The following is a 14,574-nucleotide window of genomic DNA, read 5'->3' as shown; positions in this document are numbered from 1 at the left end:
CAGAAGACCGAGGAATATGCCCATCTCGACCAGCCCCAAGAAACCGAGATCACGGAATACCACCGCCCACGGAAACACAAAGGCGATTTCGAGATCGAAAACGATGAACATGATGGCGATGAGGTAATAGCGCACATCGAACTGGATATGCGCGTCTTCGAAGGCGACGAAGCCGCACTCGTAAGGCGAGAGCTTTTCGGCGTTAGGGCGCTGCGGACCGAGCAGGCGTCCGAGGACCATCAGGGCGATGCCGACACCGGCCGCGACCGCAAGAAACAATGCTATGGGCACATACGCATTCAGCACATGTGTCTCCTTGTTTGAAGGGTGAACATCCCTGTTTTCCCGCATGCTGCATGTTCGGGGACAGGCGCACTATGATAACGCTTCGGGCACATCCAATGCAATGAATACGGTGGATTTTTCCTCACGAATCAAACGCAAAGTCCGATTCGCGGGCAACAAAAAACGCCTGCCGAAGCAAGCGTTTCTTAATGGTGCCCAAGAGGGGACTCGAACCCCTACGCCCTAAAGCGCTACCACCTCAAGGTAGTGCGTCTACCAATTCCGCCACCTGGGCTTGAAACTATTTTAGCATTACGCCGTTTGGGCGCTTACTTCTTCTCGGGTTGCGGGGCTGCTGGAGCCGCCACAGGTGCATCCGTCGTGGCCGGAACTGCGGGAGCCGCAGCAGGAGCCGGCACGGTGGCTGCTGGGGCCGATCCGGATTCCGGAACCGCCGGCAAGCTGCTCATCACGCCGATATCGGCCGCTTCGACCTCCGGCTTGTTGAGGTTGACCGCTTTCCAGGCCATGAACAAAGCCACGACGAAGAACAGGAATGCCAGCCACTTGGTCGACTTGGTCAGGAAGTTGGCGGAACCGCGGGCACCGAACACGGTACCGGATGCCCCGGCACCGAAGCCGGACCCGGCCTGGGCACCTGCACCGCGCTGCAGCAGAATCAGCACTACCATGGCCACAGCGACCAGAATGTAAACAACCGTCAAAATGGTATCAATCATAGTTAAACCGTTAATTTATGCCCGCAGCGGCAGCCACGATGGCACTGAATTCCTGGGCGACCAAGGAAGCCCCGCCCACCAATCCTCCGTCGACATCCGGCTGATTAAACAGCTCGGCGGCGTTGGAGGCCTTCACACTGCCACCGTAAAGGATCGGCAATAAGCTGGCTATTTTAGCATCAAAAGCAGCCACTTCGCCACGGATAAATGCGTGTACTTCCTGTGCCTGCTCCTTGCTGGCGGTTTTTCCGGTACCGATGGCCCAGACCGGCTCATAGGCGATGATTGCACCGGCGAAGGCCTCGGCGCCGCCTTGCTCAAACACCGGCTTAAGTTGTTTTTCGATGACCCATTCGGTATGTCCGGCTTCGCGCTGGTGCAGGCTTTCGCCCACGCACAGCACCGGAATCAGGCCGGCGCGCTTGGCCGCCAGGAACTTTTCGGCGACCAGCTCGTTGGATTCCTGCTGGTATTGGCGGCGCTCGGAATGCCCGACCAGCACGTAGCGGCAGCCGATATCGGCCAGCATTTCGGCAGCGATATCGCCGGTAAATGCGCCCTGTACATGCACGCCGACATCCTGGGCACCAAAAACAAACCCTGTGCCGGTATAACGGCCGATCAGGTGGTCAAGGATCGGCAGCGGCGGGATGATGAGGGTATCCACGGCCGGATTCAGGGACGGCGCCAGCGTATTCAGCAGGGCTTCGCCGAAGGCTCGGCTGCCGTTGAGCTTCCAGTTCCCCGCTACGATTTTTTTCCGCATGTCGCTCCCCTGCCCGACGGCTTGATGCACAATGAGGAGGCCATTTTAACCTGAATGAAGTCCGACCATGAAAACCGACCAGTACGCCCTGATTACCGGCGCCTCCAGCGGCATCGGCGAAGCCATTGCCCGTGAATACGCCCGCCGCGGCAAACCCCTGATTCTGACCGCCCGCCGCAAGGATCGTCTGGACGCACTCGCCGCCGAACTGGGCCAAAAGGTACCGGTCGTGGTGTTGGCCGCCGACCTGGCCGATCCGAAAGCCCCGCAGGAAATGTTCGACGCCATCCAGACTGCCGGTCTCAACGTCGACACCCTGGTCAACAATGCCGGCTATGGCGTGCCGGGCCGGTATCTGTCGGAGACCTGGGCCAGCCACCGTGATTTCCTGCAGGTGTTGATGACCGCCGTGGCTGAACTGACCTATTTGTTCCTGCCGGCCATGGAAGCCCAGAAGCATGGCCGCATCCTGAATGTGGCCTCGCTGGCCGGGCTGGTTCCGGCCTCGGCCGGGCATACACTGTACGGCGCCAGCAAGTCCTGGTTGATTCGTTTTTCGGAATGCTTGGCCATGGAAAGCGAATCCCGCGGCGTGCACGTGACCGCGCTCTGCCCCGGCTTCACCTACACCGAATTCCACGACGTCAACGGCATGCGCGCCAATGTCTCGAAACTGCCGAAGTTCTTGTGGCTCAGCAGCGAAGAGGTGGCGGTAATCGGCATCGATGCCGTGGAAGCCGGGAAGCGGCGTGTCATCAGCGGTTTCGCCAACAAGGTCATCGCCTGGATGACGCGCTATCTGCCGGACTTCCTCAGTAATGCGTTGGTAGGGGGTAAAGCCAAGCAGTTCCGGAATGCGGAGTAACCGCGCAAGACTAAAGCACTAAAAAACCCGGCTCTCGCCGGGTTTTTCGTTACACCAGTTTGATTTCGCGCAGGCGTTCCATCAGGTACTCATGGCCGGTGATCGGCTCGGGGTAGCGGTCCGGGTTTTCCGCCGAGATGCACTGCGGCAATGTCTGGATCAGGAAATCCGGATTCGGGTGCAGGAAGAATGGAATGGAATAGCGCGGCTTGCGCGCGTTCTCGCCCATCGGGTTTATCACCCTGTGCGTGGTCGACGGATACACATGGTTGGACAGGCGCTGCAGCATGTCGCCGATGTTGACCACGATGGTGTCGGCATCGGCGGTGAAATCAATCCACTCGCCCTTGCGCGACAGCACCTGCAGGCCGGCCGCACTGGCACCGACCAACAGGGTGATGAAGTTGATGTCTTCATGCGCGCCGGAACGCACGTTCGGCACATCCGGATTGGTGATTTCGGGATAGTGAATCGGACGCAGAATGGAGTTGCCGTAGTGGGTCTTATCGGCAAAATAGTTTTCCGGCAGATTGATATGCAACGCAAGCGCCGACAACACCTTCGAACCGAGCGTATCGAGTGCGCTGTATAAGCGATACAGGTATTGCTTGAACTGCGGCACTTCCGTGGGCCACAGGTTTTCGGCCATGATGTCGGCGTATTGCGAATCGCGGGCGATCTCGCGGCCGACATGCCAGAATTCTTTCAAATCCGGATACTGCGAATCCTTCGCGGTTTCGATGCCGAACGGCGTGTAACCGCGGGCACCACCGGTACCGGGCTGGTGATACTGCATCTTGACCGCATCCGGCAGGGCGAAGAAATCCCGCGAAGCGTTATAAGCCCCTTGGATCAGCTCATCGGTCACGCCATGGCCCCGGATGCCGCAGAAGCCCCACTCGCGATAGGCAGCGCCCAGATCGGCAACGAAAGCCTCTCGGTCGGTGTCAAAACGGCGGATATCGAGGGTCGGAATCTGGCTCATGGTTCGTGTTCCACTGGAATTTCAGAAAGTATAAGCCGGTATCGCTGAATCGGCCTTGATTGGGGTCAAACCGCGGATTTCACGACGGCGGACAAGGCATCGAGCACGGATTGCATCAGCGCGGCATCACGGGCCTCAACCGTGACACGCACCACCGGCTCGGTGCCCGAGGCGCGCAACACAAGACGGCCCTTGCCCTCGAGGCTGCTTTCGGCTTCGGCACGGGCGGCCTGCACGGCCGCGTGCTCCAGCGGTTTGGCGCCGGGCTGCAGACGGACATTCACGGTTTTCTGCGGGAACGGGGTATATCCGGACAGCGCCGCTTTCAGGGTGGTGCTTCCGGCTATCAGGGCTTCAAGAACCTGCAGCGCCGCCACCAGCGCATCGCCGGTGGAGGTGCGGTCAAGTACCAGCAGGTGGCCGGAGGCTTCACCGCCGAGAACACCGCCCTGCTCGGTCAGCGCCTGATGCACGAAGCGGTCACCGACTTTGGTGCGTACGAACAGGATGCCTTTTTCGCGGCAATGCAGCTCCATCGCAACATTGGTCATCAGCGTGCCGACCACCGGTCCGCGCAACCGGCCGCAGGCCTGCCAGTGATTGGCCAGCACGTAAATCAGGGCATCACCGTCATGCAGGGTGCCGTCGGCATCCACCATCTGAACGCGGTCGCCATCGCCGTCGAAGGCGATACCCAGATCGGCGCCGCTTTCGCGCACGAAGGTCTGCAGCGCATCGGGGTGCGTCGAACCGACGCCGTCGTTGATGTTCAGGCCATTGGGCTGCACACCGATGCTGACCACCTCGGCGCCGAGCTCGGAAAAGACTTCCGGCGCCAAGGCGTAGGTGGCGCCGTGCGCGCAATCCAATGCGATCTTCAGGCCGCGCAGCGAAAAATTCGCCGGCACCGTACTTTTGCAGAATTCGGCATAGCGGCTATGGGCATCCACGATGCGCTTGGCCTTGCCGAGTTTTTCCGAAGCGACCGTCGTCAGTGTTTCGTCAAGCTGCGCCTCGATGGCGAGCTCCATGGCATCGCTGAGTTTCTCGCCGCTGGCGGAAAAAAACTTGATGCCATTGTCGTAATGCGGATTGTGCGAGGCCGAAATCACGATGCCGGCGTCGGCACGCAGCGATGTGGTCAGATGCGCCACCGCCGGAGTCGGTACCGGCCCAAGCAAGCGCACATCGACACCGGCAGCGACCAGACCGGCTTCCAGTGCGGATTCGAACATGTATCCGGAAATACGGGTGTCTTTGCCGATGACGACCAGTGGCTTGCCGGCCGATGCACGCGCCAGCACCGTGCCGGCGGCCCAGCCGAGTTTCAGCATAAAATCCGGCGAGATATGGCCTTCACCGACCTTGCCACGGATACCGTCGGTACCGAAGTAGCGGCGCGCGCCCATGCCGGTCAGGCCGCGTCCGTGGCGTGCTTGGGCTGACTCATCATCAGGGCCAGCAGATCGGCCAGGCGGTCGCGCATCTGGCGGCGGTCGATGATCAGATCAACGGCGCCATGCTCGACCAGAAACTCCGAGCGCTGGAAGCCTTCGGGCAAAGTCTCGCGTACGGTCTGCTCAATCACGCGTGGCCCGGCGAAACCGATCAGCGCTTTGGGTTCGGCCACATTCAGATCACCCAACATGCCGAGCGAGGCGGATACACCACCGGTGGTCGGATGGGTCAGCACGGAAATGAAAGGCAATCCGGCCGAACGCATCTTGGCGATGGCGGCCGAAGTCTTGGCCATCTGCATCAGCGAAAACAGGCCTTCCTGCATGCGGGCGCCGCCGGTAGCGGAAAAACAGACCAGCGGGCAACGGTATTCAATGGCACGTTCGGCGGCCAGAGCGAATCGCTCACCCACCACCGAACCCATCGAGCCGCCCATGAAGCGGAATTCGAAGGCGCTCACGCAGATGTCGCGGCCCTTGAGTTTGCCGTGGATGGAAATGAGTGCATCCTTCTCGCCCACCGCTTTCTGCGAGGACTTGATGCGGTCTGCGTATTTTTTCTGGTCCTTGAAATGCAGGGCATCGATAGGGCCGAGTTCATCACCGATTTCGAACACTTCGCCCTCATCAAGGAAGGCCACCAGGCGCTCGCGGGCACCGATCGGCATGTGGTGATCGCATTTCGGACAGACATGCAGGTGCTCGTCCAGCTCGGCGGCGTAAAGCGCGGCACCGCAGCTATCGCATTTTTCCCACAATCCTTCCGGCACGCCACGCTTGCCGGTCCCTTGGGTCCGGATGCGGGCGGGCATCAGCTTGGTCAACCAACTCATGGCATGTTTCCGTAGAGGCCAAGCGACAGTTTACTGCAAACCGGCCGTTCAGGCCGCATCAAGTGCCTGTCGCAGGGGTGCCAGGAAACGCCCGGCGGCATCGGCCGCCTGCTGCGGCGTCGTGCATTCAGCCAGTGAAGCCACCAGCGCACTGCCGACGATGACACCATCGGCGTATTCGGCGCAGGCTTTGGCGGTAGTGGCATCTTTGATACCGAAACCGACATAAACCGGCACTGCGGCGGCGGCGCGGATAGCACCCACCCGCTGGGTCAAGTCACCTGACTGTGCCAGATCTTTGCCGGTCACCCCGGCCATCGACACGTAATACAGATAACCTTGCGCCTGTGTGCAGGCATCCGCCAGCCGCGGACCGTCGGTGGTCGGTGCCAGCAGGGTAATCAACTGCAGACCATGCCTGTTGAGCAGAGCGCGGGCGGCATCCGATTCTTCTGGCGGCAGATCCACGATCAGCAGCGCATCGGCGCCTGCCGCCGCGGCATGCTCGGCATACCAGGCCCAGCCGCGACGCTCGATTGGATTCAAATAACCCATCAGCACAATCGGCGTATCGGCATCGCGCTGGCGGAATTCGGCAACCATGGCAAAAATCGCCGGCGCATTCACGCCGCGGGCCAATGCGCGCTCCGAACTTTTCTGGATAACCACGCCATCGGCCATCGGATCGGAAAACGGCACGCCGAGCTCGATCAGATCGGCGCCGGCTTCCACCAGTGCGTGCAAAACCGGCACGGTGGCGTCCCGGCCCGGATCGCCGGCGGTGATGAATGGCACCAAGGCCTTGCGCTTGGCAGTGGCCAGGGCCGAAAGTCGGCTCGCGAGCCGGCTCACAGGCTGATGCCTTCGCGTTGCGCGATGGTGTAGATGTCTTTGTCGCCGCGGCCGGACAGATTGACCAGTACGATGGCCTCTTTCGGCAGCGTGGCGGCAGTTTTCATCGCCTGCGCCACCGCATGCGCCGATTCCAGCGCGGCCAGAATGCCCTCGGTACGCGCCAGCAGGTGGAAGGCTTCCATGCACTCGGTATCGGTGATTCCGACATACTGCGCGCGGCCGGTGTCTTTCAGGAATGCATGCTCGGGGCCGACGCCGGGGTAATCCAGACCGGCGGAAATGGAATGGGTTTCGGTGATCTGGCCGTCATCATCGCAGATCACGTAGGTGCGGTTGCCGTGCAGCACGCCCGGCACGCCGGCGGCCAGCGAAGCCGCATGCTTGCCGGTGGCCAAGCCCTCACCCGCCGCTTCGGCGCCGATCAGATTCACTTCGGCATCGTTGAGGAAGGGGTGGAACATGCCGATGGCATTGGATCCGCCGCCAACGCAGGCGATCACTGCATCCGGCAAACGCCCATACTGCGCCAACATCTGGGCCCGTGACTCGGTACCGACCACCGCGTTGAAATCGCGAACCATGCGCGGATACGGACTGGGGCCGGCGGCGGTGCCGATGATGTAGAAGGTGTCCTGGATGTTGGACACCCAATCGCGCATGGCTTCGTTCAGCGCATCTTTCAAGGTTTTCGAACCGGAGGTGACCGGCACCACTTCGGCGCCCAACAATTTCATGCGGAACACGTTGATGGCCTGGCGCTCGATGTCCACCGCGCCCATGTACACCACGCACTTCAGGCCCAGACGCGCGGCCACGGTGGCGGAGGCCACGCCGTGCTGTCCGGCACCGGTTTCGGCGATGACCCGGGTCTTGCCCATGCGCTTGGCCAGCATGGCCTGGCCGATGGTGTTGTTGATCTTGTGCGCGCCGGTATGGTTCAAATCTTCGCGCTTGAGCAGGATGCGCGCGCCACCGACATGCTCGCTCAGCCGTTTGGCTTCGTAAATCGGACTCGGCCGGCCCACATAATGGGCGTAATCGAAGGCCAGCTCGGTCTTGAAGGCCGGATCGGCCTGGGCCGCTTCATAGGCCTGTTCCAGCTCGGCCAGCGGCGCCATCAGGGTTTCGGACACGAAACGGCCACCGTAAACGCCGAAATGGCCTTCGGCATCGGGGTACTGGGAATAATCGAGGGGGGTGTTGGGCAGGGTATTCATAGGCTTTTATTATGGTTCATCCGCATGTGCAGCGCGGATGAAATCCCGCATTTTCATGGCATCTTTGACGCCCGGCGCCGATTCAATCCCGCTCGACACATCCACAGCATAAGGCTTCACGGTGGCAATGGCTTCGGCGACATTCCCGGCATGCAGACCGCCAGCCAAGTAAATCGGTTTATCCAGCACAGGCAAGTTGGTCCATGCGAAGCGTTCGCCCTGCCCACCCAGCTCGCCGGGTGCGTGGCCATCGAGCACTAACGCCTGTGCGCTCGGGTAATCTTTCTGCCGCTGGGTGATATCGCCAGCGCCCTCGCCCATCGCCATCGCTTTGATGAACGGCATCCCGAACTGCGCACAGAACGGATCGGTTTCATCGCCATGGAATTGCAGCAGACTCGGCTGCAGGGCTTGGATGACCGCTTGCACGGTGTCGGCATACGGGTTTACAAATAACGCGACCAGTTCGATATGGGCTGGCACCGCCGCGCGAATCGCCGGCATCGCTTCCAGCGGCACATGACGCTTGCTGCCCGGCACATGCACCACGCCGATGGCGTGCACACCGAGCGCGGCGGCTAGCGCGGCGTCCTCGGCGCGGGTGAAACCACAGAATTTGATGCGCACGCTCATTTCAGCGTGACCGCTTCGGGCAGGCCCCACTCCGGCGGATACAGCGCGCCGAGAAACATCAGGCCTTCGGCCGGCGCGGTCGGCCCGGCCACCGTGCGGTCGCGGCCGTCGAGCAGGGTTTTCATCCATTCCACCGGCTGTTCGCCCTTGCCGATCAGCAGCAGGCTGCCGACCAGATTGCGCACCATGTGGTGCAGGAAGGCGTTAGCCTGCACGTCGAAATAAATCGTATCGCCCTCGCGACTGACATCGAGCCGGTGCAGATTGCGATTCGGGTGCTTGGCCTGGCACTGCACGGTACGGAACGCGCTGAAATCCTGTTCACCGAGAATTTTCTGCGCCGCTTCATGCATGCGCGCGGCATCAAGTTCTTCCCGGCTCCAGCTCAGGAACTGGCGGTTGATGGCCGGCTTGACCGCACGGATCAGCAGGCTGTAACGGTAGCGGCGCGCGCGGGCGCTGTAACGGGCGTGGAAATCATCCGGCACTGGCTGCAACCAGAGCGCGCGGATGCTGTCGGGAAGCCGGGTGTTGGTGCCGAGCACCCAGGCACGGGCATCGCGCGGGGCGTCGGAATCGAAATGCACCAGCTGGCAACGGGCCGACACGCGGGCATCGGTGCGCCCGGAGCAGATCACTTCGACCGGGGCATCGGCAACGAAGGACACGGCCTTTTCGACCGCAGCCTGAATGGTGTCACCGGTATCGTGTTTCTGCCAACCCATGAACGGGCTGCCGTCGTACTCTAGGGCCATCGCGTAACGCATACATCGTCCTATCGCGGGCGCCGCGCGCTCACATGGTATGGGTCGGCGAATCGGAATCCATCATGCCGGCCAGAGTGGCCTCGATTTTATGGCGGATCTCGTGGTTCTCGGCGGCATCGCTGAGCTGAACGCCGACGCCGGGGCGACGGCCGCCCATTTGACCCATCGGCGAAACCCAGACCACCTTGCCGACCACAGGCAAACGCGCCTTGTCTTCCATGAAGGTGACCATCAGGAACACCTCATCACCCAGATGGTAGCGCTTGGGCGTCGGCACGAAAATGGCGCCGCCTTTCACATAGGGCATATAGGCGCTATACAGCTCCTTCCGGTCCTTGATCTGGAGCGAAAGCAATCCTTGCTTGGCAGTCGGTGTGGCCATGGTCGTGTCCTATCGGAAATCCTGCAGCAGTTGCCGCCATTCCAGCATCCGTCCGGCCAGGCCGAGATCGTGACGCAGGGGCTGACTTAAGCTTAACCGCAAACGGTTGATGCCATCAATCCATTCCTTCAGGCGCTCGACGGCCTGCGGGGACTTTGCGCCCTCGGCCGCCTGTGCCGCCCAGGTCCGGGCCAGACCGTAAGCAATCTGTGCCGCGAACAGCAGACGCAGATCGGCACGTTCATCAGCCAACCATTTGCGGGCGATGGCGGCCGGACCGGTCTGGTTTTTTACGCAGGCCGCAAGATCAGCGCGAACCTCCTGATACAGGGCAGAGCCGCCGTTGCCGGCCCATTCCAGTGCCAGTCCCGGATTGCCGCCGGCCATGGCGAGCAAAGCCTTGGCATCGGCATCCGCGAGGCGATTCTGTTTCAACCATGCCAGTGCCGTGGCGGTGTCCGGGCATGCCATTTCGATGCGCTGGCAGCGGCTGCGTACCGTGGCCGGCAGCGCCTTGGGCTGGTCGGTGACCAGAATCAGGTAGCGTCCGGGCATGGGTTCTTCCAGGGTCTTCAGCAGCGCATTCGCCGCCTGCGCATTCAACCGGTGCGCGGTTTCGATGATGACCACGCGCGGACCGGCCAGTTGCGCGGTCAAGGCCAGCCATTCGGACATGTCACGGATCTGGTCGACGCCGATGGCGGTTTTCAGCTTTCCGGTTTTTTCATTGAGCTCGATGCCGATCTGCCGGAAATCACCATGGCTGCCCTGCTCGAAACGCTGGCAGGCCGTGCAACCCGAGCACGCCGCCTCGGCATCGCCGACCTGCTGGCAGAGCAGACGCTTGGCCAAAGCCCGCGCCAGCTCCAATTTTCCGAGATGGGCCTCGCCCTGCAACAGTTGCGCGTGCCCGAGACGGTGAGACCGGAAAGCTGCCACCGTGCGGGCATGCAATGGCTGCTGCCAGGCACTGAGGGTCATGCCGCCATCCAACGGCCGACCGCCGCGAGGACCTGCCGCACGACATCATCCTGTGGCTGCGAGGCATCGATGATAACGATACGCTCCGGCTCCTGCTCGGCCCGCTGCCGATAGGTTTCGCGCACACGCTGAAAAAAATCGGTACGCTCCTGCTCGATGCGGTCCAAAGCCTGCCCGCGGGCTTGTGCGCGTGCCATGCCCTGCTCCACGCCCAGATCGAGCAGCAAGGTCAAATCGGGACGGATGCCGACGAAGTCCCGTTCGAGGGCCTCGATCTGTGCCATCGGCAAGCCGCGGCCCCCACCCTGATAGGCGAAGCTGGCATCGGTGAAACGATCGGTCAGCACATATTGTCCTTCTGCCAACGCCGGACGGACTAGCTTCTGCACCAATTGCGCGCGCGAGGCGAACATCAGCAGCAGCTCCGCTTCCGGCACGATGCGGTGATCGGGCGATAACAGCACCTGGCGGATACGCTCGCCGACTTCCGTGCCACCCGGTTCACGGGTACCGATGACCGTGATGCCGGCATCACTGAGGAACTGGCGGATGGCGTTGAACACCGTCGTTTTACCGGCGCCTTCGCCGCCTTCGATGCTGATGAGTTTTCCGGAATTCTGGGGCATGTCAGGGCTTCAACTGATAGGTTTTCACCGCTTTGCGGTGCTGCTCGTAAGTGGCGGAGAATACATGACCGCCGTCGCCGGTGGCCACGAAGAACAAGGACTCGCCCGGCGCCGGATGTGCTGCCGCCTCCAGCGCAGCGCGCCCGGGCATCGCGATCGGTGTCGGCGGCAAGCCATGCATACGGTAGGTGTTGTAAGGGGTCACGGTCTGCAGGTCTTTTTTGCGGATATTGCCATCATACGCGTCACCGATGCCGTAGATGACGGTCGGGTCGGTTTCCAGACGCATGCCTTTCTGCAAGCGGCGCACGAACACTCCGGAAATCTGAGGGCGTTCCTCGGCTTTGCCGGTTTCCTTTTCGATAATCGAAGCCAGCGTAAGCATTTCATCCGGAGTCTTCAGCGGCAGACCGGAATCGCGTCCGTTCCAGCTCGCGGCCAACGCGACGTCCATGGCCTCGGCAGCCTGCCGCAGCAGATCACTGCGTTTTCCGGATTTCGGTACGAAGTAGGTATCGGGCAGGAAACGGCCTTCGGGATGCACGCCCTTACGCCCCAAAAGCGTCATGATGTCCGCATCGGACTTTCCGGCAAGATCATCATCCAGTTCGGACAAAGCCGCCAGCTCGGCGCGCATTTGCCGGAAACTGCGTCCTTCCACCAAGGTGTATTTCACCCGGACGGTATCGCCACTCGCCAGCATGGCCAGCACACCGGCGGGCGTGATGCCATTCTTGAATTCATAATCACCGACATGGATTCGGCCGGCCATGTCCATCTGCAGGGCCAGCACCTTCCATTGCCAATCCCAACCCTGGCTCATTCCGGAAGCACGCAGCTTCGGCAGTACGCGGTTCAAGCCATCGCCTTTGGCGACCGTTACCATCGCTGTTGCCGGAAGCGGCAAAGGAGTCTGTCCGAAATCACGCAAGCGCAAATATCCGAACACACTGAGCGCGATTGCCAGCATCCCGGTGAGAAAAAAGTATTTGCGCCAGCGGTTTTTCTTGGCCATGCCTTACTCGTCAGCAAAAAACGGATGGGCGTCCAGAAAGCGCTGTTGCAGCGCGTCCAAGTCCGCGTGGCCGTTGATCGGAACGGATCCGATACGGCGGACCTCCATGATACCGCGAACGGCATTGCACAGAAAAACTGCATCGGCGGCTTCCATCCCGGCACGCGTAAGCGGACCAATGTGGACATGCTCCAGCATGGACAGCAGATGTTCCCGGGCAATGCCGGCAATGCCACATTGCGAGAGTTCAGGCGTATGCCACTGCCCGCCGGCATAAACAAACACATTGGCGGCAGTAGCGCAGACCACATGGCCTTCGCGATCGCGCATCAGCCCTTCGTCATGGCCGGTGTCGGCACATTCGCGACGGGCCAGGACATTTTCAAGACGGTTAAGATGCTTCATGCCGGCCAACACCGGCTGCTGCGCAATCGGAGTCGTGCACCAATGCAGGCGCAAGGGTTCGGCAATCGGTGGCGGCAAAGGGTGCGTGCTGAGAATGCACGTGGCCGGCCCTGTGACCGGCAGATAGCCCCGCCCCGATTCGCCGCGGGTCAGGATGATCTTCAGCACCTGTGATCGGGCATCGAGTAATTCCTTCGCGGCGGCATGAATCATGCCTTCATCGGGCAATGCCAGACCGAGGCGCTCGGCCCCCTGCTGCAAACGCCGCCAATGCGCGCGCCACCAAGGCAAATCACCACGGCTGGCGCGCAAGGTTTCGAATAGACCGTCACCATAGATCAAGCCACGATCCTGCGGAGACAGCACTTGAACGCGGTCATTACCCTGGAAAATCACGGTACTCATTCCACGGCTCCAATCGCCCGCAGCAGACCCTTGGCCTTGGCCCGGGTTTCCAGCAGTTCATTGTCGGGATTGGAATCGGCGACGATGCCGCCGCCGGCCCGCAGCTGCAGCACATCGCCCTGCAGCCACAGGCTGCGGATCAGAATGTTCAGATCCATGTCGCCATTGCCATCGACATAACCGAGCGCGCCGGTGTAGGGACCGCGCCCGCTTTGCTCCAACTCCGCGATGATTTCCATGCAGCGCACCTTCGGGCAGCCGGTGATGGTGCCGCCAGGAAACACCGCGGCAATGACCGATCCGGGCGTAGTGCCCGTCCTGAGCGTACCGGTGACATTGGAAACGATATGGTGCACATGCGCATAGGTTTCAACGCTCATCAACTCGTCGACCTTCACCGAGCCCGGTTCACACACGCGCGACAGATCGTTGCGCTCCAGATCAATCAGCATCACATGTTCGGCGCGCTCTTTGGGGTGGCCGATCAACTCACGGATCTTTGCGGCCTCGTCATCGCCGGGCATGCGCGGGCGCGTTCCGGCAATCGGGCGTGTCTGCACGCGGCCGGCCTTGACGCTGACCAGACGCTCCGGCGAAGAGCTAAGGAGCGCCCAATCGGCAACCCGCAGCAAGCCGGCGAATGGCGCCGGATTCATCCTGCATAAACGCGCGTACAGAGCATCGGCATTGGCACCCGGAAAACGGCCATTCCACGCGCGTGACAGATTCACCTGAAAAACGTCACCGGCTTTCAGGTAGTCCAGTATGCGTGCGACACCGGAAGTGAAACGGTCTGGATTATCTTCATGGCATTCGCCGACCGTTGGCCAGTCTTGCACCGGCGGCAAGGCCGCCGCTAAGGCAATATCGTTCTCGATTGCGGTCAGCAAGTGGGCATGACCTGGTTCAGCAACCGCCAGACAGCGGTTTTCAATGCGATCGAAAAGAATGGCCGCCGGGCAGCGTAGCGCCAGTGCATCCGGCAAGGGGCCGGCGAATGCCGGTAAGTCCAGGGAGGTTTCAATCTGACCGGCGACTTCATATCCCAGATACAGCGCCCAACCGCCGTGAAAGGGCAAGTCATCTTCCTCAACGGCATGGGACTGGTTCTGAAATGCCGCATCAAAGGCCTTAAGAAAATGGCCGTCATGCATTACCCCATCAAGCCCACAGGTCTTGCCATCGCGGCTATAAAGACCTTCGCCATTGCCGATGAACAGGATGTCCCAGCGGGACAATGCATTTCCGCCAGCGACGCTTTGCAGCAGCAGCGGATAACGCACCCTATCGAGGCGCTGCAACGCCGCCGGATCAACGACGACGGACAGATTCTTGAGGACAGGGGCCATGAAGGCCC

At 61.3% G+C, this 14,574-nt stretch carries 17 protein-coding genes and 1 tRNA gene; 1 reads left to right on the top strand and 17 read right to left on the bottom strand.

The window, feature by feature from the left end:
- The 4 genes from ndhC to tpiA form a co-directional block, all read right to left on the bottom strand.
- Window positions 1–306, bottom strand: a 306-nt coding sequence (gene ndhC, locus ACIQ1A_RS06760; protein WP_395770298.1) for an NADH-quinone oxidoreductase subunit A, incomplete at its 3' end; no start/stop codon positions are given.
- A gap of 189 nt (window positions 307–495) precedes the next feature.
- Window positions 496–580, bottom strand: a tRNA-Leu gene (locus ACIQ1A_RS06755).
- A 34-nt stretch (window positions 581–614) separates the two neighbouring features.
- Window positions 615–1,025 (bottom strand): preprotein translocase subunit SecG, encoded by a 411-nt coding sequence (gene secG / locus ACIQ1A_RS06750; RefSeq protein WP_395770297.1) that lies wholly within the window; start codon window positions 1,023–1,025, stop codon window positions 615–617.
- A gap of 10 nt (window positions 1,026–1,035) precedes the next feature.
- On the bottom strand, window positions 1,036–1,791 hold the full coding sequence (tpiA, locus tag ACIQ1A_RS06745) for a triose-phosphate isomerase (protein ID WP_395770296.1): 756 nt from the start codon (window positions 1,789–1,791) through the stop codon (window positions 1,036–1,038).
- Between the two features lie 67 nt (window positions 1,792–1,858).
- On the opposite strand from tpiA, the gene ACIQ1A_RS06740 reads away from it, so the two are divergent.
- Entirely contained in the window at window positions 1,859–2,656 is a 798-nt protein-coding gene (locus ACIQ1A_RS06740) for an SDR family NAD(P)-dependent oxidoreductase (RefSeq protein WP_395770295.1), read from the top strand.
- 49 nt (window positions 2,657–2,705) lie between these two features.
- Here ACIQ1A_RS06740 and ACIQ1A_RS06735 read toward each other — a convergent pair whose 3' ends face one another.
- The 13 genes from ACIQ1A_RS06735 to ACIQ1A_RS06675 all read right to left on the bottom strand — a co-directional run bounded on the left by ACIQ1A_RS06735 (window position 2,706) and on the right by ACIQ1A_RS06675 (window position 14,566).
- Window positions 2,706–3,641, bottom strand: a complete 936-nt coding sequence (locus ACIQ1A_RS06735) for an isopenicillin N synthase family dioxygenase (protein ID WP_395770294.1) — start codon at window positions 3,639–3,641, stop codon at window positions 2,706–2,708.
- 65 nt (window positions 3,642–3,706) lie between these two features.
- A complete protein-coding gene (glmM, locus tag ACIQ1A_RS06730) occupies window positions 3,707–5,050 on the bottom strand; it encodes a phosphoglucosamine mutase (RefSeq protein WP_395770293.1) in 1,344 nt (447 codons plus the stop codon).
- Window positions 5,051–5,055: 5 nt separating this feature from the next.
- The gene (accD, locus tag ACIQ1A_RS06725; RefSeq protein ID WP_395770292.1) at window positions 5,056–5,931 is read right to left on the bottom strand and encodes an acetyl-CoA carboxylase, carboxyltransferase subunit beta; all 876 of its coding nucleotides are present in this window, start codon (window positions 5,929–5,931) and stop codon (window positions 5,056–5,058) included.
- A gap of 48 nt (window positions 5,932–5,979) precedes the next feature.
- Complete coding sequence (gene trpA / locus ACIQ1A_RS06720; RefSeq protein ID WP_395770291.1) at window positions 5,980–6,783, bottom strand: tryptophan synthase subunit alpha; 804 nt, start codon at window positions 6,781–6,783, stop codon at window positions 5,980–5,982.
- A complete protein-coding gene (trpB, locus tag ACIQ1A_RS06715) occupies window positions 6,780–8,003 on the bottom strand; it encodes a tryptophan synthase subunit beta (RefSeq protein WP_395770290.1) in 1,224 nt (407 codons plus the stop codon). The genes trpA and trpB overlap by 4 nt, the downstream gene beginning before the upstream one ends.
- Window positions 8,004–8,012: 9 nt before the next feature.
- The gene (locus ACIQ1A_RS06710) at window positions 8,013–8,636 is read right to left on the bottom strand and encodes a phosphoribosylanthranilate isomerase (RefSeq protein WP_395770289.1); all 624 of its coding nucleotides are present in this window, start codon (window positions 8,634–8,636) and stop codon (window positions 8,013–8,015) included.
- On the bottom strand, window positions 8,633–9,403 hold the full coding sequence (gene truA, locus ACIQ1A_RS06705) for a tRNA pseudouridine(38-40) synthase TruA (protein WP_395770288.1): 771 nt from the start codon (window positions 9,401–9,403) through the stop codon (window positions 8,633–8,635). Before truA ends, ACIQ1A_RS06710 begins: the two co-directional genes overlap by 4 nt.
- A 28-nt stretch (window positions 9,404–9,431) precedes the next feature.
- A complete protein-coding gene (locus ACIQ1A_RS06700) occupies window positions 9,432–9,785 on the bottom strand; it encodes a PilZ domain-containing protein (RefSeq protein ID WP_395770287.1) in 354 nt (117 codons plus the stop codon).
- 9 nt (window positions 9,786–9,794) lie between these two features.
- Complete coding sequence (gene holB / locus ACIQ1A_RS06695) at window positions 9,795–10,766, bottom strand: DNA polymerase III subunit delta' (protein WP_395770286.1); 972 nt, start codon at window positions 10,764–10,766, stop codon at window positions 9,795–9,797.
- The gene (tmk, locus tag ACIQ1A_RS06690; protein ID WP_395770285.1) at window positions 10,763–11,392 is read right to left on the bottom strand and encodes a dTMP kinase; all 630 of its coding nucleotides are present in this window, start codon (window positions 11,390–11,392) and stop codon (window positions 10,763–10,765) included. Before tmk ends, holB begins: the two co-directional genes overlap by 4 nt.
- 1 nt (window position 11,393) lies before the next feature.
- Complete coding sequence (gene mltG, locus ACIQ1A_RS06685) at window positions 11,394–12,407, bottom strand: endolytic transglycosylase MltG (RefSeq protein WP_395770284.1); 1,014 nt, start codon at window positions 12,405–12,407, stop codon at window positions 11,394–11,396.
- 3 nt (window positions 12,408–12,410) lie between these two features.
- On the bottom strand, window positions 12,411–13,217 hold the full coding sequence (gene pabC / locus ACIQ1A_RS06680) for an aminodeoxychorismate lyase (RefSeq protein ID WP_395770283.1): 807 nt from the start codon (window positions 13,215–13,217) through the stop codon (window positions 12,411–12,413).
- A complete protein-coding gene (locus ACIQ1A_RS06675) occupies window positions 13,214–14,566 on the bottom strand; it encodes an aminodeoxychorismate synthase component I (RefSeq protein WP_395770282.1) in 1,353 nt (450 codons plus the stop codon). Before ACIQ1A_RS06675 ends, pabC begins: the two co-directional genes overlap by 4 nt.
- Window positions 14,567–14,574 lie beyond the last annotated feature (8 nt).

It is taken from the genome of Arenimonas sp. (assembly GCF_044353605.1).
In the GTDB taxonomy this organism is placed as follows: Bacteria; Pseudomonadota; Gammaproteobacteria; order Xanthomonadales; family Xanthomonadaceae; genus Arenimonas.
Note: the sequence above shows the minus strand (reverse complement) of the source record. Positions and strands in the feature narration are given on the sequence as shown.